The sequence below is a fragment of the Proteus sp. FME41 genome (assembly GCF_014897315.1).
Lineage (GTDB): Bacteria > Pseudomonadota > Gammaproteobacteria > Enterobacterales > Enterobacteriaceae > Proteus.
Genome location: NZ_JABUYL010000022.1, coordinates 32242 through 57969 on the forward strand (window position 1 = coordinate 32242; position 25728 = coordinate 57969).

General features: G+C 39.1%; 18 protein-coding genes and 1 pseudogene. 10 read left to right on the forward strand and 9 right to left on the reverse strand.

Annotated elements, in window-relative coordinates; all coding sequences use genetic code 11:
• Window position 1: 1 nt before the first annotated feature.
• The 7 genes and pseudogenes from bcsB (at window position 2) to INT04_RS16415 (ending at window position 10475) form a co-directional block, all read left to right on the forward strand.
• Window positions 2-2353, forward strand: coding sequence for a cellulose biosynthesis cyclic di-GMP-binding regulatory protein BcsB (bcsB, locus tag INT04_RS16385; protein ID WP_193017177.1), 2352 nt, complete (start codon window positions 2-4; stop codon window positions 2351-2353).
• Window positions 2354-2364: 11 nt separating this feature from the next.
• Window positions 2365-6063 carry a cellulose biosynthesis protein BcsC gene (locus tag INT04_RS16390; RefSeq protein WP_193017178.1) on the forward strand — a complete coding sequence of 1233 codons (3699 nt, stop codon included), beginning with the start codon at window positions 2365-2367 and terminating at the stop codon, window positions 6061-6063.
• A gap of 15 nt (window positions 6064-6078) precedes the next feature.
• Window positions 6079-6549: a cellulose biosynthesis protein BcsD gene (bcsD, locus tag INT04_RS16395; protein ID WP_193017179.1), complete on the forward strand. Its 471-nt coding sequence runs from the start codon at window positions 6079-6081 to the stop codon at window positions 6547-6549.
• Window positions 6550-6591: 42 nt separating this feature from the next.
• Complete coding sequence (locus INT04_RS16400; protein ID WP_193017180.1) at window positions 6592-7503, forward strand: sensor domain-containing diguanylate cyclase; 912 nt, start codon at window positions 6592-6594, stop codon at window positions 7501-7503.
• Window positions 7504-7672: 169 nt separating this feature from the next.
• Complete coding sequence (gene galU / locus INT04_RS16405) at window positions 7673-8632, forward strand: UTP--glucose-1-phosphate uridylyltransferase GalU (protein ID WP_226894149.1); 960 nt, start codon at window positions 7673-7675, stop codon at window positions 8630-8632.
• Between the two features lie 72 nt (window positions 8633-8704).
• Window positions 8705-9733 carry a glycosyl hydrolase family 8 gene (locus tag INT04_RS16410; RefSeq protein WP_193017181.1) on the forward strand — a complete coding sequence of 343 codons (1029 nt, stop codon included), beginning with the start codon at window positions 8705-8707 and terminating at the stop codon, window positions 9731-9733.
• 306 nt (window positions 9734-10039) lie between these two features.
• A pseudogene (locus INT04_RS16415) lies at window positions 10040-10475 on the forward strand (TOBE domain-containing protein).
• 115 nt (window positions 10476-10590) lie between these two features.
• On the opposite strand, the gene INT04_RS16420 reads toward INT04_RS16415, so the two are convergent.
• The 7 genes from INT04_RS16420 to fdnG form a co-directional block, all read right to left on the reverse strand.
• A complete protein-coding gene (locus tag INT04_RS16420) occupies window positions 10591-12240 on the reverse strand; it encodes an LTA synthase family protein (RefSeq protein WP_193017182.1) in 1650 nt (549 codons plus the stop codon).
• 108 nt (window positions 12241-12348) lie between these two features.
• A complete protein-coding gene (selB, locus tag INT04_RS16425; RefSeq protein WP_193017183.1) occupies window positions 12349-14205 on the reverse strand; it encodes a selenocysteine-specific translation elongation factor in 1857 nt (618 codons plus the stop codon).
• A 2-nt stretch (window positions 14206-14207) separates the two neighbouring features.
• Window positions 14208-15593 (reverse strand): L-seryl-tRNA(Sec) selenium transferase, encoded by a 1386-nt coding sequence (gene selA / locus INT04_RS16430; protein WP_193017184.1) that lies wholly within the window; start codon window positions 15591-15593, stop codon window positions 14208-14210.
• A gap of 15 nt (window positions 15594-15608) precedes the next feature.
• The gene (fdhE, locus tag INT04_RS16435) at window positions 15609-16529 is read right to left on the reverse strand and encodes a formate dehydrogenase accessory protein FdhE (protein ID WP_193017185.1); all 921 of its coding nucleotides are present in this window, start codon (window positions 16527-16529) and stop codon (window positions 15609-15611) included.
• Window positions 16530-16737: 208 nt separating this feature from the next.
• On the reverse strand, window positions 16738-17394 hold the full coding sequence (gene fdoI, locus INT04_RS16440) for a formate dehydrogenase cytochrome b556 subunit (RefSeq protein ID WP_193017186.1): 657 nt from the start codon (window positions 17392-17394) through the stop codon (window positions 16738-16740).
• Window positions 17391-18329, reverse strand: a complete 939-nt coding sequence (gene fdxH / locus INT04_RS16445; RefSeq protein WP_193017187.1) for a formate dehydrogenase subunit beta — start codon at window positions 18327-18329, stop codon at window positions 17391-17393. Before fdxH ends, fdoI begins: the two co-directional genes overlap by 4 nt.
• Before the next feature lie 11 nt (window positions 18330-18340).
• Window positions 18341-21388, reverse strand: coding sequence for a formate dehydrogenase-N subunit alpha (fdnG, locus tag INT04_RS16450; RefSeq protein ID WP_193017188.1), 3048 nt, complete (start codon window positions 21386-21388; stop codon window positions 18341-18343).
• Window positions 21389-21565: 177 nt separating this feature from the next.
• On the opposite strand from fdnG, the gene fdhD reads away from it, so the two are divergent.
• Complete coding sequence (gene fdhD, locus INT04_RS16455; protein ID WP_193017189.1) at window positions 21566-22405, forward strand: formate dehydrogenase accessory sulfurtransferase FdhD; 840 nt, start codon at window positions 21566-21568, stop codon at window positions 22403-22405.
• Between the two features lie 65 nt (window positions 22406-22470).
• On the opposite strand, the gene INT04_RS16460 is transcribed toward fdhD, so the two are convergent.
• Window positions 22471-23334, reverse strand: coding sequence for an ATP-grasp fold amidoligase family protein (locus INT04_RS16460; RefSeq protein WP_193017190.1), 864 nt, complete (start codon window positions 23332-23334; stop codon window positions 22471-22473).
• A 245-nt stretch (window positions 23335-23579) separates the two neighbouring features.
• On the reverse strand, window positions 23580-24116 hold the full coding sequence (umoA, locus tag INT04_RS16465) for a UmoA family flagellar biogenesis regulator (RefSeq protein WP_193017191.1): 537 nt from the start codon (window positions 24114-24116) through the stop codon (window positions 23580-23582).
• Between the two features lie 200 nt (window positions 24117-24316).
• On the opposite strand from umoA, the gene INT04_RS16470 reads away from it, so the two are divergent.
• Both INT04_RS16470 and INT04_RS16475 read left to right on the forward strand, forming a co-directional pair.
• On the forward strand, window positions 24317-25285 hold the full coding sequence (locus INT04_RS16470; protein WP_193017192.1) for a nitrilase family protein: 969 nt from the start codon (window positions 24317-24319) through the stop codon (window positions 25283-25285).
• 174 nt (window positions 25286-25459) lie between these two features.
• On the forward strand, window positions 25460-25728 hold a 269-nt coding region (locus tag INT04_RS16475), incomplete at its 3' end, for a LysR family transcriptional regulator (protein ID WP_193017193.1).

A 25728-nucleotide genomic window follows, 5' to 3' on the forward strand; every position in this document is an offset into this window, starting at 1 on the left:
CATGAAAAAGAAACTGACATTAATGCTGAGCTTAACGGCTATGGCGATTGCGAGTATTCATTTATCTCAAGCTGCAACGGGTATGTTGGAACTCGGTGGTGAGGTTTTACCTGATCCGACTTCTTATACTCATTCTCCAGTGCGACAAAACATCAATAACCCGATCCAGCTTGAAGATGCCGCATTATCTGAAGCACGTAATATCGAAGAACAATTAACAATGGCACAGATGGGTAATCCCTCACCTATTGTGTTATCAGGAAGACGATTACTTTCTGGGGTGACATTTAATATGGCGAATGATTTATTTATTGATAGCGCCACATTAACCATGAAAGTGAAAGCATCCCAAGGATTGGTTCAATCTGATCAAACGCTCCACTTAATGTTAAATGGTCAACCTATGGGATTTCTACCTTTAGAAGAAGGTGGGCAAGAACATGAATATGTTTTAGAAATCCCTGAAATGATGTTGACGAATGTGAATAACTTGAGTTTCCGTTTAGCAAGTCGTGATGCATTAGATGAAAGTCAATGTACACCGCCATTAACGGAAGGGCTTAGTCTGGTTATTTCTCCTGATTCATCATTAGATTATCGAGGTCGCTGGATTAATGGCGGGTACAGTCTGGAACGATTGCCCCTACCGTTCTTTGATCCCGACAGAATGACGGCGACCTCGTTACCTATCATATTGTCAGATAAACCTGATCATGCAGAGGTAACAACAGCCGCGATTGCAGCATCATGGTTTGGGAGTTTCAGTCATGATATTAAGCAAGTGGATTTACCCGTTTTAATGAATCAATTGCCTGAAAGTGACGGTATTTTAGTGGGCTATTCAGGACAAACTATAGCAGGTATTACCCTCCCTTCAGGAAATAATGGACAATTAACTATTGTTGATAATCCTGTTGATCCGGTGTTCAAATTATTATTGATCAGTGGTGATAATGAGAAATCGTTACGTCAAGCCGTCTGGGCGTTAAATAACGGTAAATTGCCACAAAATGATCACTTAATCGTACCGTCTCAAACGCTGACAGTACGAAAAGATTATGATGCACCGCGTTGGTTAAATACCAATAAACCCGTCACATTAGGTCAAATTGCGAATGGCAGTGATGATTTCACTCGCCAAGGTATTAACCATGCACCCAATCAGTTTTCATTTCGTGTTTCACCGGATCTATTTTGGTGGGATGGTGATGCATTACCGTTAGAATTGAAATATGTTTTTCCTCATTCAGATAAGCTCAATAGTCGTCGTTCTTCTTTGATTGCTTCTTTGAATAATCAATTCTTAGGTGCGTTATATCCCGCACGTTCAGAACCTTTAGGAATGCTAAGACAATGGCTAGGAATGGAGAGTGAACAGCAAAATAGCACACTCTATTTAAATCCTCGTCAAATCTACAGTCAAAATCAATTGCAGCTTTATTTTGATTTACGTGAGCCTGAAGATTCACCTTGTATTTTAACGGATGGCAGTAGCTTGATTAGTCAAATTGATCCGCAATCAACGCTGCAATTTAAAAATACTTGGCACTATTCAAGAATGCCGAATTTGGCTTATTTTTCGGGGGCTTCATTCCCATTTAGTCGCCGTGCTGATTTTTCACAAACCACACTACTACTGCCTGAAAACCCAACAACCGAAGAGCTTTATACCTTAGTGAACTTAATGGCGAGATCGGGTTATGCCACAGGAACTCCCGTTTCTCATGCTTCAGTGTTCTTAGGTGCTAAAGAGCTTGAGAAAAATAACCTCGCTCAACACGATGTATTAGCAATTGGATCATTGAATAGTGAGGGCTTTTTACCAGCACGTTTTTCACAACAAACATTCTCATTTTTAAATAAAACGGTCGAAATTAAACCTCAGTCATTTATTGATAAGGTAAAAGGTTGGGCTGCAGGTGACTACTTATCTCAAAGTGGTGATGCAGCAAATTATCTTGCTTCTGTTAATGACTGGCGCGGCATGGTGAGTTTTATCTCACCTTGGGCAAGCGATAGGGTTGTCGTATTAGTCACAGCTAAAGGTAATGATTCGATAAAAACCATTATCAATGATTTAAATTTAGCTCAAATAAACGCGGCTGTTAAAGGTGATATCACACTGATTAGTGGTAAAGACACGGTAAAAAGTTTCCATTTAGGCGAACACTTTTCTCAAGGTGACTTACCTTTCTTACAACAATTTCTTTGGTATAGCTCTAGACATGTCTATTTGCTTGGTCTTTTAGCTGTTGGTTTTTGCGCATTGACGGGCTTCGTGACTTTTTACTGGTTACAACGCCGTTCAATTCGTCGTTTAGACCAAATATCACAGCATCGTTCAGGTAAATAGGGGGATATAGAATGAAAAACCACGCACTTAACATCATCGTTAAAGTTATTTATGCAGGTTGTATTTTAGGCGCATCAAGCCAAGTACAAGCCACGGCGAATGATGTAAATACAACCGCTACTGATCCCAATATTGTGAGTTCTCTTATTGAACAAGCTAATTATTGGCATGGTAGAGCGCATGATGCGCGTGCAGTAGAAGCACTGCAAAAAGTGTTGATTATGGAAAGTAATAACCAAGATGCGCTGTATTTAATGGCATTTTTTACAGCACAACAAGGAAATGAAAAACAAGCGACTTATTGGCGTGAAAAACTGGCACAAGTTGCACCACAAGATCCGCGCATCGAAGGACTGAAAAACATCCGATCATCACAATTTAGTGAGCAACAATTAGGCTATGCCAGAGAATTAGCGAAAAAAGGGCAACAAGAAGAAGCCATAAAAGCATATCAACGTTTATTTGTTAGCAGTGAGCCACCAGAAACGCTGGCATTAGAATACTATCAAACAATGGCGGGTGTCCCTGCCATGTTGCCACAAGCTATTTCAGGGCTAAAACAACGTGCTGCATTAATGCCTGATAATAAAGAAACTCAAAAAGCATTAGGGTTAACGCTAACTTATAACGAAGAAACTCGCCGTGAAGGTATCACGATTTTAGGGAATATCTCGGGTGATGAGTCTGCAAAAAAAGGCCTTCGTCAAGCATTGCTATGGTTGAATGTTCGCCCTGACGATGAGGTGTTATATAAAACCTATCTGCAAGCAAACCCAAATGATAAAGCAATTGCTGAGCATTTCCAGGGCGCTATACAAGGTAATGCGCGTCAAGCGGGTTATACCGCATTAAATAAAGGAAAGTTGAAAGAAGCTGAAAGTTATTTCAAACAAGCATTAGCTGCAGATAATAATGACGCTCAAGCATTAGCCGGTTTAGGTTATACCGCATTACGTTCGGGTGATTTAACAACAGGTCAGCGCTTATTAAATCAAGCGGCACAATCAGGTGGCGAACAAGGCAGTAAATGGAAGCAACAAGCGGAAGATGCAGGTTTTTATGCGCAATTACGCAGCGCACAACAACGTGCTAAACAAGGGAATATTCAACAAGCTCTCGATCAATTAGCTCCTTTAACGGGCGCTTCTGGTGAGAAAGGATTATCCGCCAACTTGTTACAAGCTGATTTATTACGTAAACAAGGTAATTTACCGGCTGCACACCAATTGCTAGCTGGACTTTATCAACAAAATAGCCGTAACGAAAAAGTCATTTCTGCTTACTACTATTTATTGGTTCAAGAAGGACAAAACAGCAAAGCTGAACAACTGCTTGCGCAACAATCTGCATCTTTACGTCAGAAATTAACCGCAAACACCGATCCTTCAGAAACATTACGTCGTGAAGCACAAAAAGCGTTAGAAAATGGTAATCGTGTTCAAGCAAGACAATTGCTGACACAAGCACAACGTAAAAACCCACAAAATAATTGGGTTTACCTTGATTTAGCTCGTTTAATGGCGGCTGATGGCGATAGTGTTGGGGCAAAAAATATTATTTCACAATTGCAAAATCGTAGAACAAGAGACACAGATTATGTTGCTTCTCTCTTTTATGTTGAGCAAAAAGAGTGGGATAAAGTCTTTAACTTGCTAAGTAGCCATAATCAACAAACTGAAGCTGAAAAAGAATTATTACAGCGCGCTCGTTTTCACCGTCAATTGGCACAAGCTGAACATTATCGTCAAGCAGGCAATCTTGCGGCTGTACGTAATACATTGCGTCCTTTAATTAACCAAGTTGCTGATTATCCAAATGATGTGGGTGAGTTAGCGGAAAAATTAGTAAGTAGTGGACTTAATGATGAAGCCTTGCAATTAGTTGAAAGTGATATAGCCAAAGGCACGAAAGGCTCTGTAGGTAACTATGCAGGTCATATCAATGTACTCAATGAGTTAGGTCATTATACGCAAGCATCTAGCTTGATTAACGATCCTGCATTGCAACAAGAAACGCCGATTGTTGAGAAAAAACGTTTAGAGGTAGCGACCAAAGTTGCACAAGCCGATAGCTTACGTGAAAAAGGTGAAATTAAAGCCGCTTATGACACACTGGTTGTTGCCTTAAAAGCCTCTCCTAATGATCCTGATTTATTAATGGCATTAAGCCGCGTTTATTTAGCGCAATCTATGCCAGAACAGTCAAATAAAATTCTCTCTTATTTAGAAAAAGAGCAAGGAAAAGACAGCAAATTAATTCAGGCTCAAATTGAAGTGGCATTAGCACAACAAGATGGTAGAAAGGCGCAGCAGTTGTTGCAACAAATCCCCTCTTCTTCACAACCTGCTTATTTATTGCAAGCAGCGCAAATTGCGCAGTTAAACGGTGAAAACCGTAAAGCCCTCACTTTGTTACGTAGTGCGCAATGGCAAAACAGTGATAACACATTGAATACCTCTGCGGGTCAACTACACGCATTAGGGAGTGATAACACGGCCATTGCAGGTTCTATCTATGAACGTAAAGAGATGGCATCAGTTCAGCGTTCTATTCGTGAATTAGAAGAAAAAGTCTCGCCTTGGGTACAAGGTGGCGTTGCTGTACGTCACCGTAATGGTGACCAAGGATTATCTAATGTTACTGAAATTTCTGCACCAATCAGCATTTCTAGTGTACCTGGTGAAGAGTTTCGTTGGGAATTTAGTGTTAATCCAGTTTCGATGACAAGTGGCTCAGTTTCTGGCGAAAGAGCGAATCGTTTTGGTTCAGGTCAGCTTCAACATGCTGAACGCTTCGCTAAAAATAGTGATAACCATGATGAGAAAAATAAAATTAATGCTGATGAAGCCGGTAGTCAACGTGCTTCTGGTGTTGAATTAGGATTACGTTTATCAGACAAAAATGTCAGCTTTGATGTGGGTTCAACGCCATTAGGTAAAGATACAGCAACGGTTGTCGGCGGTATCACATATTCACCTAAAATTGGCCAAAATGGGCAATTAACCCTGACTGCAGAGCGCAGAGCGATAAAAGATAGTCTACTTTCTTATATGGGACGTACTGATTCACTCACGGGTGAAAGTTGGGGGCGTGTAACACGCAACGGCGCTAAAGCTCAATATGCTTGGGATGATGGTAAAATTGGAGCCTATGCGGGAGGTGGTTTTTATAACTACGAAGGTAAGGGTGTTGCGAGTAATGATGAAGTGAAAGCGTGGGTGGGTTCTTACGCTAAGGTTTATAAAGATGAACAACAAGAAGTTAAAGCGGGTGTACATGTTGATTATATGAACTTTAGAAATAACCAAAATTACTTCTCGTTAGGGCATGGTGGTTATTTTAGCCCGCAAGATTATGTCTCCGTTTCACTGCCTGTTGCTTATACTCGCCGCTTTGAAAAAGGTGAGGTGTCATTAAATGGTGCAATTGGTATACAAAGTTATAAACAAAAAGGCAGTGATTACTTCCCAACACATGGTTATATGCAAAATGCTTTAAATAAACATAATGCGAGCGATCCACGCATTAAATCTCGTTATGAAGAAAAAGACGAAACGAATATTACTTATAGATTAGGGTTAGATGCTAAATATTATTTAAATAAAGAAACCGAGTTAGGTGTCAGCCTATCGCATGATACATCGGGTGATTACGCAGAAGATAATATGTGGTTACACCTAAAATATACACCAGACTTCCTGTCTAAATAATCAAGGAGACAAATAATGAATAAGCATGACAGTGATATCTTACAATTACCGTTTGAAAGTGGCTGGCAAGATCTAACTCAATTATTATTTTTTCAAGTATTAAATGATAATGATATTTCTACGGCTGGAAATAAATTAAGAAATATTGGTAAAGAGATAGCCTCACGTTATCCGTTACCTGAAAGTGAGAATATTCAATTACTTGAATCGCATATAAATCGTGTGTTAACACTCTTTAAATGGGGTTTTGTCACTATATCACTCGCAATGAGTGAGCTTTTATTAGTGCATTGTGCATGGCCTCATTTTACGCAAAGCCAAGATGATGCTCAGTGGCGCGTTGCAAGTGCTGGAGTATTAGAAGGGTTATATGAAGGTTGGTTAACTCATCAAGGAGGCAATGCAAAAATGCAAGTGCATCGCCAACCCACTGATGCTAAAGATGTCTTTATTTTTCGCTATGCGCATAACTCGTCAGCTGAATAATAATAATATATATGCTTTATTGATGAGCATAGGAGGTCAAAAATGAATGAAATGATATTTAATGATGATAATTCTAAATGCTTATTAATAAAGCAATTTACTAATAATGTTTTTATGATGTTAGTAACAGATACTAATGGTGTTATTGTTTATGCTAATGAAAAATATTGTGAATCTAATAATGTTCATTTTGAAAATATAAAAGATAAACAATACGACTTATTTAATTTAATTGATGAGAATCAAATTAATTATTGTGTAAACGGTAATAATGATAATAAAGGTGTTTATCGGTTAGAAGCTAAAAGAAATAATGAATCTCAACAGGATGTATGGGAAGATATTAGTATTATCCCTGTTTTTGATAAAGATAATTTAATTTCTCATTATGTGTTTATTAGCTTGGATATTACTGATAAAGTAGAATTAAGAAATGAGTTATTTAGTAAAAGCTATATTGATTCTTTAACCGGAATATCAAATCGATTAAGTATTGTTGAAAAAATAGAAAATGAGCGATTAAATATTTCACATCCGCCGTCATTTTGTCTGGGCATTGTTGATTGCGATAAATTTAAAGCGATTAATGATCAATTCGGGCATCATGCAGGTGATAAAGTATTGTGTGAAATATCAAAACGGTTATCAAAATTAGAAAACAATGAAGTGTTCTGTGGCCGGCTCGGTGGTGATGAGTTTGCTATACTTTTCCCTAAAGGATTGCGTTCTTGCTCAGTTATTCTGTTAGAGATAATAGAATCACTTTGGAAATCAATGGAAAAGCCAATCAATATTAATTCAGATTATATGCTAACGCCTTCTATTAGCTTAGGTATTGCAGAATATCCTAAAGACGGAAAGACATTATCTGAATTATTGAAATCTGCAGATGAAACACTTTATTCTATTAAAGAGATGGGTGGTAATAAATATGGGTTTTATTCTGGATTTTAAATAAAAATTTATTTTTAATAAAGATATATAAAAATAAAGTTATCTCTTTTTAACGAAGAGGGAGATCACTGTTTTTAAATATATCTAGCATTCCTGATGAAATATAAGTGTAAATTTAAAATAATACTAACTATTAGTTTTAGATAAATATCTATTAGAGGATTTTATTATGATGAAAGCGGTTATCCCTGTTGCTGGATTAGGTACTCGTATGTTACCTGCAACGAAATCAATTCCTAAAGAAATGCTGCCAATTGTTGATCGCCCATTAATTCAATATATTGTTGAAGAGTGTGCTCAGGCAGGTGTTGAGGAAATTATTTTAGTCACTCACTCTTCTAAAAATTCAATAGCAGATCACTTTGATACCAGCTTTGAATTAGAAAATATGCTTGAACAGCGTATTAAAAATAAATTATTAGAAGAAGTGCGCTCAATTTGTCCTGAAAATGTCAAAATTGTACAAATTCGTCAAGGTCACGCATTAGGTTTAGGCCATGCAATTTGCTGCGCTCGTCCTGTTATTGGCAATAATCCCTTTATTGTTTTACTTCCAGATGTTTTATTGAATGCACATTATTGTGATCCTAAACATGATAATTTATCAGCAATGATAAAACGTTTTGAAAAAACAGAACGTAGCCAAATTATGGTTGAGCCTGTGCCAATGAGCCAAGTACAACAATATGGTGTTGTTGATTGTGAAGGTGTTTTTTGTCCTCAAGGTAATTGGGCGCCTATTCGTCGTATCGTAGAAAAGCCCAACCCAGAAGATGCGCCTTCAAATCTTTCTGTTGTGGGTCGTTATGTTTTCTCTGAAACGATTTGGGAATTATTGGACGGACTACCTGCGGGTGTGGGTGGGGAAATCCAGTTAACCGACGCGATAGATTTATTACTGAAAAAAGAAGTCGCCGAAGCTTATACCTTAGTGGGTAAATCTCATGACTGTGGTAATAAGTTAGGATATATGAAAGCCTTTGTTGAATATGGTTTACATAATTCGGCTTTAAAAGAAGAATTCGCTTCTTGGATGCAAGATTTTTGTGAAAAAACACTGTTACCCAAAACAGAGGTTGTAGAAGAAGACGAAATCAATGAAGAACAGAAGATAGTTGCTATCTTTTGAGTTACCTTGAAATAACATGCAATATGCCGACCGAAATAAGATAGCGGTCGGCAATAGCAGGAGAGAAAGGCAATGTCTTTTAAGCACTTATCTCGTTGTAATTACCTATTTTCCACTTTTTTTATTTTAGGTTTGTTGCTTATGATCTCACCAACGATACAAGCAGCAGAGACTCAAGCAGGCTGGCAGCAATTTAAAGAGCGCTATATCTCAGAAGATGGGCGTGTGATTGACAGCGCTAACCAAAATATCTCACACTCTGAAGGTCAAGGCTATGGCATGTTAATGGCTGTGATGAGTGATGATCATGAAACATTTAATAAGCTATGGCGTTGGGCAGCAACCTCACTTTATCGAGGTGATTTAGGCCTGTTTAAATGGCGCTATGAACCAGAAAATAGCGAGCATACCCCTGATCCTAATAATGCAACTGATGGTGATATTTTAATTGCTTGGGCATTATTAAAAGCCGGTGAAAAATGGAATGATGAAAGTTATCTTTCAGCCTCTGACTCTATTCAACACGCTATTTTGGAACATACTTTAGTTAAAACAAAAAACTATACTGTATTATTGCCTGGTATTAATGGCTTTAAAACGCCAGAAGAAATTATTATTAATCCCTCTTATTTTATCTTTCCTGCGTGGAAAGACTTTTACCGTTTTAGTAAAGATATTCGGTGGAAAACATTAATCAGTGATAGCCAATCACTATTGAGAAATATGCATTTTGGCGAGTATCAATTGCCCACAGATTGGGTAAGTTTGCGTATTGATGGAAAGATAGAACCCAGCGAAAAATGGCCAGCACGGTTTAGTTTTGATGCTATACGAATTCCACTTTATTTGGCGTGGGCACATGATGAATTAGCATTACAACCTTTTGTGCAATATTGGCAACAGTTCGATCGCTATAAAACGCCTGCGTGGATCAGCGTTGATGGCCAAGAGCGCGCGGAATATAACCTTACTCCCGGCATGATGGCGGTGAGAGATTTAACGATGAAAACACCGATTGAAGATGTTGATTTAAGTAAAGATACGGATTATTACTCTTCAGCGTTACATTTATTAGCGGCATTTGCTCAGAATGGGCAATAAGTGTTTTTAATTTAAAAGGTAGATAGCTTAAATTATCTTGAATTAAAAGGTGAGTTAGGTTATCTCTTTTTTTGTATCAATAATTATAAGAATAAAAAATATAACCCCATGAGTTTATGTCTATTGTTTAACGTATCATTTAATTTTACTAACGCTATTTGTTTACAATACTAACTTTTTTGAATAATAAATAAACTTTAAACTATGACCCAAGAATAAATTATCTAATAGTATTTATGATAAAGTTATCTCAACAACTTAATCGTATTATTAATATAATTTCTCATCAATAATCGGGGTGGATAAATGAAAGTTTCAGCACGCAATCAGTTAGTGGGTAAAGTTGTTGATATTATTGAAGGTGCCGTCAATAGCGAAGTCATTTTATCTTTAGCGCATGGTGAAAAACTGGCCACTATTATTACTAAAGAGAGTTGTGAAAGCTTAAAGCTTAAAAATTAAAAAAGATGGCGAAGCAATCGCGATTATTAAAGCGCCGTGGGTTGTTTTAGCGCTACCTGATTGTGGTTTAAATTTCTCCGCACGTAATCAGTTCGCAGGTAAAGTCATTCAAATCGTACAAGGTGCGGTGAATGCCACGGTTCATTTAGAAACAGCGAAAGGCTTAGAGTTGACTGCGGTGATCACAAATGAGAGCTTGCAAGAGATGAAGTTGGCAAAAGGCAGTGATGTTTTAGCACTAGTAAAAGCATCAAGTGTGATTGTTGCTACACGTAAATAGTTATCCCATTCTGTTTGATAAAAAGAGAGACTAGCGATTAGTCTCTCTTTTTATTGATATTGATTGTGCTTTACAGATTGATCATCCCGATTATCTTTTTGAAGGATAATAAAAATTAATTATCTGCAACACCTGCGACTTTTAGTTTGTCATAGATGTAGTTCTTATAGCTGTTAATAAGTTTTTCATCTTCACAATCATTCAGCTTACCTTCACATAAGTGACGCATTTGAATATTGGCTTTATAGAAAGGCGATAATGGCAAACGAGCGCGTTCTAGTATCATTCCGCCTAAAAAGCTAATGTCAGTTAACTCACCTGTTGAAAGGGGCGCACCTTGTGTTAGGTTATCTCTCAACGTGAATTGAGTAATATGTGCAGGGTTAGTAAACGGTGACTGATAATTTTTTAACTCAATATTAGGTTGATGATCACCAAAATAGAGAAACATTGTCGGTTTTTCTCTTGTGGCGACAAAATTAGAAAAATCTTTAATTGCTGGATCGCTGGTTATTATTTTTTCCATATAATGGCTAAATTTACCTGCAGCATTACTGTTATTTATCTGGCTTGTAATCTGGTAATCATCTGTGTGTGATTCATCATAAGGGCCATGCTCATACATCGTTAATGAAAATATAAACAAGGGTTTATCTGTTCGCTTTTTAAGTACTTTTTCGATATAACCGAGCATATCTTGTGTTGATATTTTCCACAGATTTTCTTCTAACTTTCCAGGATAACCTAGCTCTTGTGGCTGAATAATTTCATCAACACCCATCTGTTCATAAGCGTAGCCTGCATGATAAGCGCTACGATTGAAAGGGGTGAGTAAGACGGTGTAATAACCTTCAGCTTTGAGCTGGCGGAATAAACTCTCATTAAGGTTATCGACGACGAAATAGAATACTGAATTTTTACGCGCACCAAAATCGTCGGTATTTAATCCGGTTAGTACCGAAAATTCAGAAAGCCAAGTACCACCACCAAAGGTTTGTACGCGTAAAGGACTTTGCGCACTGACGCCTTCATTTTTTTGAAACATAAATAAATCGGGTAATGCGATATCTTTATCGAACTGATAAATATTGGGATTAACCGTTGATTCTTGTAATAACACGATAATATCGGGTTTTATTTCAGTTTGTGTTTCTGGCAATACCGTTTTGTTCGCTTTTTCAAGGAAATAGTCTGCATTTTCTTTGAAATAAGGTGGACGATAGGTTGTTTGATAACCAGACATTATTAAATTAGTGACCGTATTTCGGCCTCCGGGGAGTGTTCCTTCCCATTCTGTTTGCCATTTTTCTACTGTAAAGTGAATCGTTGTGAATCCAACAAGCATTAAAAGTAAGCTGCTCACTCGTAATACAGGGCGTGATTTTTTGGAGAAACGCCAAGCAATGAACTGATTAACCACCAGCCATATCAGCATTGCAACCAATGCCACTGCAGCTCCCCAATAATGTCCTAATGTGCCTAAATTTGAACTGTCAAAGACTAAGTCAAAGTCAGAAAACATCATTGGTTCTTTATAGTAATGAACTTTTAGTTGGTTAATAAACTTTGTTATTATGAAGAGTGTACCCGTGGTAATAACAGAAAATAAAACACGAGCTGATAAAAGAAAGAAAAGTGAAAAAAGAATAAAGTACGCACTAACAGAGAGAAGTGCCGTATAAATAAGATTGGCTTTTTCAAAAATAATAAAGAGAGAGCCGATAAGAATAAGTGCAAGATAAACACTTCCTGAGAGTTTTTTCATATCTATTCCGAGTATAGCCATAAAGAATGAGGGCTTATTTTTACAAATATTGTAATGATAACCTTAAATAGGCTGAATAAGGTAATCAGCCTAAGTGAAATTCTTTATTTAGAATAGTCCTTTATCTCGTAAAATATGAAGATCTTTTTTGCGGCGTGTAAATCCAGTACGGTCAAAATACTCGAGAATTTGGACTGCTAATTTACGCCCTACAGATAATTCATCCCGAAAATCCGCTGCGGTAACACTGCCATTACTCTCATTATATTTCACAATAATGGAGGCAAATTTTTCTATAGATGTATGGGTATAGTAGCGATCAGCAATAATTGGGATAATTAAACCTAACTGTGCGGCTTTGCGTAATAATGAGCGAATTTCTTTTTCATCATTTTTCATTTCATTGGCAAGATCACGTACCCACCAAGGTTCAGATTGCTCAAAGTAGGTTTTAGCATTTTGCCATAACGCCGCTTGTTCAGGCGAAAAATCCAGACCATGAGTAGGAAGATGAAGCCAACCACGGCTCTGACTAATAGCACCTTCTTTGCGTAATTGATCAATTAAGTGATATACCAATTCATCTTGATATGTCGGCAGTGCCATTCGTTTTAAACGAGAGCGACCCACACCCATTTGATCATTATGCTGTTGATGATATTCATCAAGTGTATTTAGTAGCTTTTGTTTGGCGTTATCTGCATTTTCTTTTGAGAGCACGACTCCTGCAATAGAAATCAATTTACATGTATCTAATAGCTGATTAAGTGCAGGTTGGGTTAATTGTTGAGCCCAAGAAAATTGCGCTAATGATAATTCACCTTTGGGTAAACAAAGCGCTAAATTGTCACTGACACTGTCTGCTTTATCAAGCTCATTCAACCAAGCTAAAAACTCACTTTGTCGTTTACCTCGGCGGGGAGAATGTAAATGTAAGACTTTTGCAGCGGCTAATGTGCGTTGAGCACCAATATCACGTAAAATAAGTCTGTCGTTATCCACCAGCCAAAGAGGTTCATCAAGAATAAGCTCTGCTAATTGAGGGATTGCATGGGCTTCATTTAATAGCGCAACACGGCCTGTAATATGGCGAGTACCGTGGTGAATATGGACGGGTTGCCAATGCTTTAAAGGCTCATCTGCGATTAATCTGACTAAGACTTTATGAGATTGATAGTGAGGTGTTTGAGAAAGCAACCAATCGCCACGAGAGACGTTTTCTTTACTGACATCCCCTGTGATATTAATGGCGATACGATGACCTGCTCCCGCGCTCTCTACAGGCTGATTCTGTGCATGCAGTGCTCTTATTCTTACGGGTTTATCAGCCCCTGTTAGCCAAAAGGTATCACCAACAGAAATTTGCCCCGCAAGAGCCGTCCCCGTGACAACTAAACCCGCACCTTTAATACTAAAAACACGGTCTATTGCTAAGCGAAAACGTTTATGCCATTGAGGGTGTTGTTGCTGATGCAGATCAACCAGATAGTGACGAAGCGCTGGAATGCCTTCCCCAGAAGGGGCTGAAGTGACAAAAAAATCAGATTTTTGCCAGCCTAAATTGGCTAATACATCGGTTGTTTGTGAACGAACTTCTTCAATACGTTCTGGTGTGACTCGGTCAGCTTTGGTGAGAATAACGGTAACTTGAGGACAGCCAGCAAGACGTAAAATAGAAATATGTTCAATGGTTTGTGCCATAACACCATCGTCACACGCTACAATTAATAGCGCATGAGAGATCCCACCGACACCTGCGAGCATATTTGAAAGAAATTTCTCATGGCCAGGGACATCGACAAAGCCAATTGAAGTTCCGTCCTCTTGACGCCAATAGGCATAACCTAAATCAATGGTCATGCCTCGTTTTTTCTCTTCAGGTAAATGAGTGGTATCTACCCCTGTGATGGCCTGTATAAGTGTGGTTTTTCCGTGGTCTACGTGACCTGCTGTTGCAAAAATCATAGTTAAAGTGCCTGTATTAATGCATTTTCATCCTCAAGACAGCGCAGATCAAGCCACAGGCGACCTTCAGTAATTCGACCTATGATGGGCTTTTCTAATTGACGCCAATGGGTTGCTAACGCATCTAATTGGCTACCTTTTCCATCTTTGGGCTCAAAGGTGAGTGCTGCACTTGGTAAACTTTCAATAGGTAACGAACCACTGCCTATTTGAGAAGCACATGAGGAAATCGTGATATGGTAATTTTCCCCATAATATGCCTGAAAATGAGGTAATAACCGTTGCGCCATATCATTAATTTCTGTTTGTGTCCGAGTTAACAAACGTAATGTCGGAATTTCAACAGCCATTTTTTCAGGTTGCTGATATAGGCGTAACGTGGCACCTAACGCGGCTAATGTCATTTTATCAACACGCAAAGCACGCTTGAGCGGATGGCGCTGAATAGCCTCAATCCACTCTTTTTTTCCTAAAATAATTCCTGCTTGGGGGCCACCTAATAGCTTGTCACCCGAAAAGGTGACAAGGTCGATACCTTGTTGCAGATAATCATGGGGCATCGGTTCAGATGGTAAGCCTAATGCAGCTAAATTTGTCATTGAACCGCTACCTAAATCGATAGCGGTAGGCAAGTTCATCTCTTTACCTAAAGCTGCTAGCTCGTCACCTTCAACTTCAGCTGTAAAGCCTTGAATACAATAGTTACTGGTATGCACTTTCATCAGTAAACCTGTATTTTCATTAATGGCGTTACGATAGTCTTTAAGGTGAGTACGGTTGGTTGTTCCCACTTCTTTGAGTGTACAACCTGCTTGTGTCATCACATCGGGGATACGAAAAGCACCGCCAATTTCGACTAATTCACCCCGAGAAACAACGACTTCTTTATGGGGAGCAACAGTAGCGAGCATTAATAAAACTGCGGCGGCATTGTTATTAACAATACAGGCATCTTCAGCACCGGTTAATTCACATAACAGATCGGCGATAGCGCGATCACGGTGTCCTCTTGAAGCACCATCGAGAGAGTATTCTAAGGTCGCTGGAGAGCGCATCACTTGACTCACTGCTTCAATGGCGGATTCTGCCATTAATGCACGCCCTAGATTAGTGTGTAAAACAGTACCCGTTAAATTGAAAACCGGTTTAATAGAGGATTTTTGTTGTAAGGTAATACGATTTTTTAATTCATTAACCCAATTACTGTGCCAGTGTGGCAAGTTATTGTCTTGGCGAATAATGACACGCGCTTCTTCTTGTAACGTTCGTAAATGCTCAGCAATAAATGTCTGACCATAAGAAGCAACCAGTGCTTGAATGTCTGCTTGATGCAGTAATTTATCAATAGACGGCAGTTGACTGTAAAGTGAGCGCGTATCATTTGTCATGCTAGTACCTAATTATTATTCATTTGGGAACAGGAATGGGTTAATGCTACTACGAGCAAAGCCTTCTTCTTCCATTTTTGCATCAAGAACAATAGAGGCTAAATCATCTGCAACAGCATCCACATTGGCATCTTTTTCTTGATATAAAATTTTCAGATAACTTCCACAGTCACCACAGCTTTCTGCTTTAACCGGGGTATTCTCACTGTCTAATGACCAGTAATTTAATTTACCTGTTAGTTCACAGTTGGTGCACTTAATGCGCACAACATGCCACTCGGTTTCACATAAATTACAGTGTAAGTAGCGTAAGCCTTGTGTTGTGCCGATTTGTACCATGCTTGTCACAGGCATACTGTTACAAACTGGGCAAAATTGACGATTTTCACCATATTCTGTTTTTGCTTTACCGGGAATATTGGCAGCTAATTGTGCCCAGTAAAGAGATAAAGCAGCCCAAATAAAGACCGATTTATCAGCTGAGACTTTTGAATATTCATCATTAAGTAATGCCGTTGCCATCTCTTCTAATTCAGTTTCAGACGCTTTAGCGAGGTTTTCTAAAGTGATAGTGGCACTTTCAGGCACGACTGGGCGTAATTCAGCAATAATCGATGCTAATAAGGCATGCCAATGTTGACTGCGTTTGAATGTTTTTCTATCTAAAGGTGCAATACCCGCTTGCTGTGTCAGTAAAGGAGCAAGATCAATGACTAATGGATTGTCATGGAGTGCTTTTTCTTGTGCTTTGGCTATTTCGGCCGCAAATTCAAGGTAATCAGCAAAAGGATTATCTTTTGCTAGTGTTTCAAAGCGTTCAGCGCGACGTTGGTAGAGATTTTTCAGATTAGGAAATAATACGGGTGGAATAAAGCTAATGCCTTTCTCTGACTGCTCTTTACCTAATTGCTCTTTAGGAACGATGCGAATACTCATAACGTTCTATCTTCCTATTATCATTAATTTTATAGTGAATACCCACAGGGTTTGGCTTCAGAATAAATCAAAAGCTAATGTGAAGCCATGACAGTGGGTAATAATAGCGTGATTTTATTGTTTTTTTACGTCTTAAAAACGGGCGTAAATTGAATAAAAAACGGAGGCTAATCAAGCCTCCGTTTGTTCAGAAATAGGCGTTATGCTTTTATTTCTGTGACTTCTTTTCGGCTTCTTTTTTCTCTTCTTCGAGAATTTCACGATACCAACGAGGGTGATGCTTTTTAGCCCAACCTCGAGTGACCCAGCCTTCAATCATGCTACGAATAGACCCTTTCACCCAGAACGCCGCATAAGCATGAACAAATACGGTGATTATCAGTAAGATGGCTGATAATGAGTGAACTAATAAGGCAATTCGAATCACTGGGATCGAGAAATACTCTGCAAAATAAGGACGCCAAATAATAACGCCACTTATTGTCAGTAAAACAAGGCTGATACTTAACATCCAGTAAATGCCTTTCTGACCTAAGTTATAGTGGCCGATATCACCCGCTTCTTCATTTTGCAGGACTTTATGAATATTCTTAGCCCAAACTAAATCGTCTTTATCGATAAAGTTATATTTCAAATATCTAAAGAACATAAAGATAAAGAGAATAACCATCGCACTTCCCACGAATGGGTGTAACAGACGCGATAACTCAGGCGTACCGAGGATGTTCATAAACCAGTTTAGTGATGGGAAAAAGAACCCCAACCCACTGATTGTTGTGAATAAGAACACTATCGCGACTAACCAATGGTTAATACGCTCTGACGCGGTGTGACGAAGGATTTTATTACCTTTCTTCTTCATCATTTCTGCTCCTCCTTATTCACGGATGTTTCCGTTTTAGAAGATGCTTCCATCTCTTTAAGTGCTTCTTCTTCATCTTCTTCAGTCGTACGGTTTGGACCGACGCCTAAATAGTGGAACATCGCACCAGCAAAAGTGGCAGCAAAACCAACCGCAGCCAATGGTTTCCAGATACCTTTCCAGAATTTAACGGTTGGGCTAATTTCTGGGTTTTCAGGTAAACCGTGGTACAGATTAGGTTTATCCGCATGATGAAGAACATACATTACGTGTGTTCCGCCCACACCTTGTGGGTCGTAAAGACCTGCGTTGTCATAACCACGAGTTTGCAGTTCTGAAACACGCTCATCCGCAAGATTGATCATGGCTTCTTTCGAACCAAAATGAATCGCGCCTGTAGGACAGGTTTTCACACATGCAGGCTCTTGACCCACTTCAACACGATCAACACATAACGTACATTTGTAAGCACGGTTATCTTCTTCATTAATGCGAGGTACGTCAAAAGGACAACCCGCAATACAATAACCACAACCAATACAATGTTCTGATTGGAAATCAACAATACCATTAGCGTATTGAATGATGGCACCTTCAGCCGGGCAGGCTTTTAAACAGCCCGGATCAGCGCAGTGCATACAACCATCTTTACGAATTAACCATTCCAGTTTGCCGTTCTCTTCAACTTCAGAGAAACGCATCACTGTCCATGATTTCGCCGTTAAATCCATTGGGTTATCGTAAACACCGACGTTAGTCCCAATTTTATCGCGAATATCGTTCCATTCAGAACACGCAACCTGACAGGCTTTACAGCCGATACAGGTTGTCACGTCGATAAGTTTTGCTACTTCTTCCTTGTAATCCCGCACACGAGGTGCGGGAGTAAGGGAATTGGTAGCAGAGCGACGAATAATGTCTTGAGATTGCAGTGACATAATTTATCTCCTTACACCTTTTCCACATTAACAAGGAACGCTTTAAACTCAGGCGTTTGTGTATTTGCATCACCGACGAATGGCGTTAACGTATTGGCAATAAAGCCTTTAACAGCAACACCTTCAAAGCCCCAGTGAATAGGAATACCAATGGTATCCACATTACGACCGTCAACGTGTAGTGTTCTAATACGTTTAGTCACCACGGCTTTGGCTTTGATATAACCGCGTTTCGAGCTGACTTTAACGGTATCACCTTGAACAATGCCTTTTTCTGCGGCTAAACGCTCACCAATTTCAATAAATTGTTGTGGCTGAATAATCGCATTTAAGCGCGCATGTTTCGTCCAGAAGTGGAAGTGTTCTGTCAGACGATAAGTTGTACCGACATAGGGGAAGTCTTCTGCCTTACCCATCTCTTTCCAGTCATCTTTAAAGATACGTGCCGCTGGGTTTGAAACGACATTCGGGTGTAATGGATTAGTCCCTAATGGTGTTTCAATCGGTTCATAGTGTTCAGGGAATGGACCTTCTGCCATTTTATCGATAGCAAATAAACGTCCCATACCTTCCGGCTGCATAATAAATGGACCGACATCTGAACCGGGTGCCGCATTGCTATAGTCAGGTACATCAATGCCTGTCCATTTGCTGCCATCCCATTCGATTAATGTACGTTTAGGATCCCACGGTTTACCCTGAGGGTCTGCCGATGCGCGGTTATAAATAATGCGACGGTTAAGAGGCCATGCCCATGCCCAACCTAATGTGTTACCCAATCCTGATGGATCCGAGTTATCACGGTTAGCCATTTGGTTGCCTTTCTCTGTCCAGCTACCTGCAAAGATCCAACAGCCACTTGCTGTTGTACCGTCGTCACGTAATTGAGCAAACGAGCTAAGCAGTTGACCTTTTTTCAGAATGATATTGCCATCAGCGTCTTTTAAATCGACTAAGGCTTTACCATTACTTTCTTGTGCCACTTCTGATGAGGTTGGATTATCAGGATCGAAGTAATCCCAAGTCATACTCAACAGTTGTTCAGGCATTGCACCGCCTTCCTCTTTATAGAGTTGGCGTAAACGATGGAAAATACCTGATAGAATTTCAGCATCAGGAATAGCAACACCTGGGGCATCACCCCCTTTCCAGTGCCACTGTAGCCAGCGACCAGAGTTAACGATAGAGCCGTCTTCTTCTGCGAAACAGGTTGTTGGCAGACGGAAGACTTCAGTTTGAATATCTTCTGTCTTAACGTCGTTCTCTTCACCATGATTCTGCCAGAAACATGCAGTTTCTGTGTTTAGCGGATCCATGGTGATAAGGAATTTCAGTTTTGATAATGAGCGGATCACTTTGTTCTTGTTCGGGAACGAGGCAACAGGGTTAAAGCCTTGGCAGATATAGCCATTAACTTCGCCTTTATCCATCATCTCGAAATATTGCAGAACATCGTAAGGTTTGTCCCACTTAGGTAACAGTGAGAAGCCCCAATCATTATCACGTTGGGCATTATCCCCATAAAAAGTCTTCATCATACTGACAAAGAATTTAGGATAATTACCCCAGTAGTTTACTTGTCCCGGTACCGTCGCTTTTGGCGTATTTGCCGCTAAGTAGGTTTCTAATGACGTCTGTTTTTCAGAAGGCAGCGTCATATAGCCTGGTAAGCTTTGCGATAACAGACCGAGATCAGTTAAGCCTTGAATATTAGAGTGACCACGTAGTGCGTTAACACCGCCACCTGCCATGCCCATATTACCTAACAGTAATTGGATCATTGCCATGGTACGAATGTTTTGAGCACCAACGGTGTGCTGAGTCCAGCCTAATGCATACAGGAAAGAGGCTGTTTTATCTTTCGCTGCGGTTTCAGCTATATATTCACAAACTTTTAAGAAATCATCTTTTGGTGTACCACAAATCTGAGCGACAACATCAGGCGTATAACGACTAACGTGTTGTTTTAACAGATTCCAGACACAACGAGGATGTTGTAATGTGGTATCGCGTTTTGCGAAACCATTTTCATCCATCTCGTAGTTCCAAGTGGTTTTATCGTATTGACGTTTTTCAGCATCGTATCCACTGAATAAACCATCATCAAAATGATAGTCTTCACGGACAATCAAGCTAGCATTGGTATAAGCCTCAACGTATTCTTTTTGATATTGTTTGTTTTCAAGCAGATATAAGATAACACCTGATAAAAATGTAATATCAGTACCAGAACGAATAGGCGTATAGAAATCCGCAACAGCCGCAGTACGGGTGAAGCGAGGATCAATAACAATGAGCTTGGCGTTATTATGGATTTTAGCTTCCATCGCCCAGCGGAATCCCACAGGATGTGCTTCTGCCGCATTACCGCCCATAACGACGATAAGATTGGCATTTTTCATATCAACCCAGTGGTTGGTCATCGCACCGCGACCAAATGTTGGAGCAAGACTTGCTACCGTTGGTCCGTGTCAGACACGCGCTTGGTTATCGACAGCAAGCATCCCAAGAGCTCGGGTGAACTTCTGAGTTAAAAACCCAGTTTCGTTACTTGCTGCTGAGGCGCAAAGCATACCCGTTGTTAACCAACGGTTGACTTCTACACCTTCTTTATTAAGTTTCTGGAAGTTGGCATCGCGGTCTTTTTTGATTAAGCGCGCAATTCTTTCAAACGTTTCTTCCCATGAAAGTTTTACCCATTTATCCGAGCCGGGTGCACGGTATTCAGGGTGTTTTAAACGACCTTCACTGTGGATGAAATCCACAAGGCCAGCACCTTTAGGGCATAAAGCACCGCGGTTTACTGGATGGTCTGAATCACCTTCAATATGGAATATCGTTTCTTTTGCGTTTTTTGCGCCATCGCCCAGACTATACATTAATAGTCCACAACCGACAGAACAGTACGTACAGGTATTGCGGGTTTCGCGGGCTCTCAGTAATTTATACTGACGTGAACCGGCTAACGCAACGGCTGGTGCAAAACCTAATGCCGCCGCCGTAGTACCTGCCATACCGCCAGCACAGATCTTAAAGAACTGTCTTCTGCTGACCTGCATGGGGTCTCTCCTCATCATACATTGCTTTTACTGACTCTGATTTTCTTCACGAAAATGAGCTGATTGTTTTTTTATTCCTATTATCCTTAATAGGATCAGGTTCATTGCCTGATAGGTAGTGTAAAATCGTTTTACCCGTATTGTTATTATGTATTAATAAATTTAGGAATTCATCTTATGGATGAAACAAAATCGACAAAATTGTTAACTAAACGTGTAATCATTGGCGTGGATCAAACAATTGTGCAACACAAAGGATCGCTTAACAGACAAGAAGACGATTATATTGCACTCGAAGTTCCTGTTGCATTAGTGTACAACGGAATTTCTCACGTTGTTATGATGGCAAGCCCTAAAAATTTAGAGTTGTTCGCTGTCGGATTTTCTTTATCCGAAGGCATTATAGAATCTTCCAATGAAATTCGCAGTATCGAAATTATTGAAAGTTGTAACGGCGGTATTGAAGTTCAGGTTGAATTATCAAGCCGACGTTTTATGGGATTAAAAGAGCGACGCCGTAATATGACGGGGCGTACAGGTTGTGGGATTTGTGGAACAGAGCAACTTGAGGAAATTTTTCGTCCTATTACGCCATTACCTTTTACACAAACATTTTCACTTTCTAACCTTGATAGTGCCTTAGAGCAGATGACAACGGTACAGGAAATTGGTGAGTTAACAGGTTGTACGCATGCAGCTGTTTGGCTCTCGCCAGAAGGTGAAATGCAAGGAGGATGCGAAGATGTGGGTCGTCATGTGGCACTTGATAAGCTTTTAGGGCTGAAAGCTCAAGAAAAGTGGAGTGAAGGTGCAGTATTAGTTTCTAGTCGTGCAAGTTATGAAATGGTACAAAAAGCCGCAATGTGTGGTGCTGAAATTTTATTTGCGGTTTCTGCTGCAACCTCTTTGGCCGTTGAAGTGGCTAATAAATATAATGTCACGCTGGTGGGTTTTTGTCGTCGAGGAAGAGCAACGGTGTTTACTCATCCACAACGACTAACAGACTCATTAACATGAAAAATCGTAAAATAGGCGTAATGCTTGATATCATCACATTACCCTATTTGATTTTTTTGTATGATTCATGACCACAATTTACCTAATTTGTAATCCCATTCTTGTGGCTTGATGGGAATGCGCCCTGCATTGGGAGTAAACGTCATTTCGCTAAATATAAGCTTATTTTCAGACAGTAAAAAATCAACACGACAATAATTAAAGTTACCTGCCATTTTTGTGGCGAGTTGTAACATGTTTTTAAATTGCGTTGGTTTCTCAACAGGTTCGGGAGTATTTGGATCTTCTAATGTAAAGGGTTGTAACTGCCAGTTTGCATCATACACATTAATGTATTCATGGCCTTTTGTATCTGAGATATCAATTTCTGCATAACGAGGTTGTCCATTGAAGCAATGAAGTCGACAGGTTGTTGGTATCATTGGGCTTTGTGTATCAAATAAATCAATATATTCTTCACAAAGAATTTGCGCTTTAATATTTTTGTAATGCCATTCACGTGTGACAGGATAGAGATTACGTTTTAAATGAAAACTGAGCTTTTTCTTGGCTTTTTCTAAATCAAATGTGGATTTATCAAGGCAGATTATCGTGCTTCCACTGTCATGATTACATTTAAGGACAAAGCGTGCAGGAAGTTGTGCGATATCTATTTCATCAGGATGAGAATAGGTTTTAATGATAGGAACAAGATATTGAGATCCAATTTTTTCTATTACATAGTCTCTGACTTTAATCTTATCCGCTAAGCGCGTATAAATAGGATTTCTATCAAATAGCATTCGTGCATTAATTTTTTCATTCAGTGATGACGGTATTTTAAAGTTAGGTTTGTAACCTAGTTTACGAATAAATTTATTTTTTAAATAAAGGCTGTCAGGTAATGCGATAGTTCGAAATTGTTTGAAGTAATATTCTATGATTTTCATAAGTTAATAGTTGTTTTAAATAGATGCGTGAAATAACAATTAACCTTTATTTGAATTAAAGCTCTTTATTAAGAATGATTAATTTGAATAGAAGTTAAAGAATTAATATACATTATTAATGTATTATTTATAAAAACTGAAAATGTATTAACGTAAATTAATACTTATAGAAATCATTTTAAAAGAAGAAATAAATATCGACATTAAGAGAGTCTTAATGAAATTGAATATTGGTTAAGAATATATTAATTAGATGTCCATTTAGTGATATGAATAGGCCTATCCCAGTTATGGTAGCGTAATCCTTTACCCGTTCTATTACCATGCGCATCTAATATTTCATAATACTCTTCAACAATTTGGCTACGACCACGTTGCCATTCATTGGTCGTTGCAAATGGATCAATTAAATAAATATCACCAACAACAGTATATAACTCACCTAAATAACGAATCTTCTTGGTACTGTTATTTGAATAGTGAGAAAACATGATTTGGTAAGTTTTATAGTGTTCTGACTGACCATAAGGGCCGTATTTCATTGCGATAAAGCGAATACCTTGAGGATCAGTATGACTTGCGCCTCCCGGAACGGGCATATCTGGCGTGATATTAAAAAGAGTATATCGAGAGCTTGCGGTGGGTTGTCTTAATGCTTGCCGATAGTTTTGTGTATCTACTCCTGACGCTGTCCATGTTCTGTCCACTAGGCCATTTCCTGCAAAACAGGGAAAAGATAATCCGAATAAGGGAAGAAGAATAAATAGGGACTTAGCAGACATAAACACTCCTTTATTGCCATTATGATGCCAGAAAATAAGGTTTCTATTCCGTGAAACAGAGGTGAAGAACCCTGTTATTTCTTGCTGTTATCTCAATGTATTCCAAAATGTTATTGAAAATAGAAAATAAGTGATTGTATTTTAATTAAAAAATACGTTTTTATCTTAAGAGAAAACAAGGTTTAACCGATAGAGAGCATATGAATACAGACAAGACATTGCGCGTTGCTACTGTGCAGTTTCAGCATAAAGCGAGCGACAAAACCTATAATTTAGCAAAAATTCATCAATTTATTGATAACGCTGTTAGTGAAGGTGTAAACGTATTGGTCTTTCCTGAAATGTGTATTACAGGATATTGGCATGTACCTCAATTACCTGAGCAAGCGGTGTATGCATTAAGTGAATCCATTTCTGACAGTGACTCTTTAGCGTTGATAAGACAAAAAGCGATAACACACCATATGGTGATAGGGGTTGGGCTGATTGAACGCGCTGAAGATAACACGCTTTATAATACGTGGGTTGTTTGTATGCCTGATGGCTTATTGCATAAACACCGTAAATTACATGCCTTTGAACACCCGATCATCAAAAGCGGTGAACAATACACCGTATTTGATACGCCTTGGGGCGTTAAAATGGGGGTATTAATTTGTTGGGATAATAACCTCGTTGAAAATGCACGAGCTAATGCATTATTAGGGGCTGATATTTTATTGGCACCTCATCAAACGGGAGGCACTCATTCACGTAGTCCATACAGTATGAAACCTATTCCTATGGGGCTTTGGAAAAATAGGCATCAAGATCCGCAAGCATTACAAGATGCTTTTCAAGGTGAACATGGACGAGGCTGGTTAATGCGTTGGTTACCCGCAAGAGCACATGATAATGGACTGTTTGTGCTTTTTAGTAATGGTGTCGGGCGAGATGAAGAAGAAGTTCGTACAGGTAATGCCATGATAATTGACCCTTACGGGCGAGTAGTAAAAGAAAGCAAAGCGATTGATGATGATATGGTGATTGCTGATATAGACCTTACCTTATTAGAAAATTCGACAGGAAGACGCTGGCTAACAGGGCGAAGGCCTGAGCTTTATTCGATTTTGACAACGAAATTAGGTAATGAGCAAGATCCTATTTCAGTTCGATTTGGTAAAGAATAATGCAATAAAAAAACAGCTTCTCTTTGTTAGCTGTTTTTGTTTTATTCAAAGAATAGTCTCAAATAAGAGGTGAACGTTTTATTTATCAGTCTGTTGGTATTGGTTATTAATTTTATTTATTTATTCTATGTTAGAATAATAAAAGGAAAAATAATGTAGGATTAATGATTAATCATGGACACACGTTTATTAAATGCATTTATTGTATTAGCGGAAACAGAGCATTTTGGTGAAGCTTCATCGCGGCTTTGTATTAGCCAACCTGCACTGACTAAACAGATAAAAACATTAGAAAATCATTTGGGAATTACGCTCTTTCAACGTGGGCGTCATGGCGCAAGATTAACACCCGAAGGGCAATATTTACTTAATCAATCTCAGTCCGTCTTAAGAGAAGCCCGTATTTTAGAAAAACAAGCTCGTCAATTAAGAGAACCTCAAAA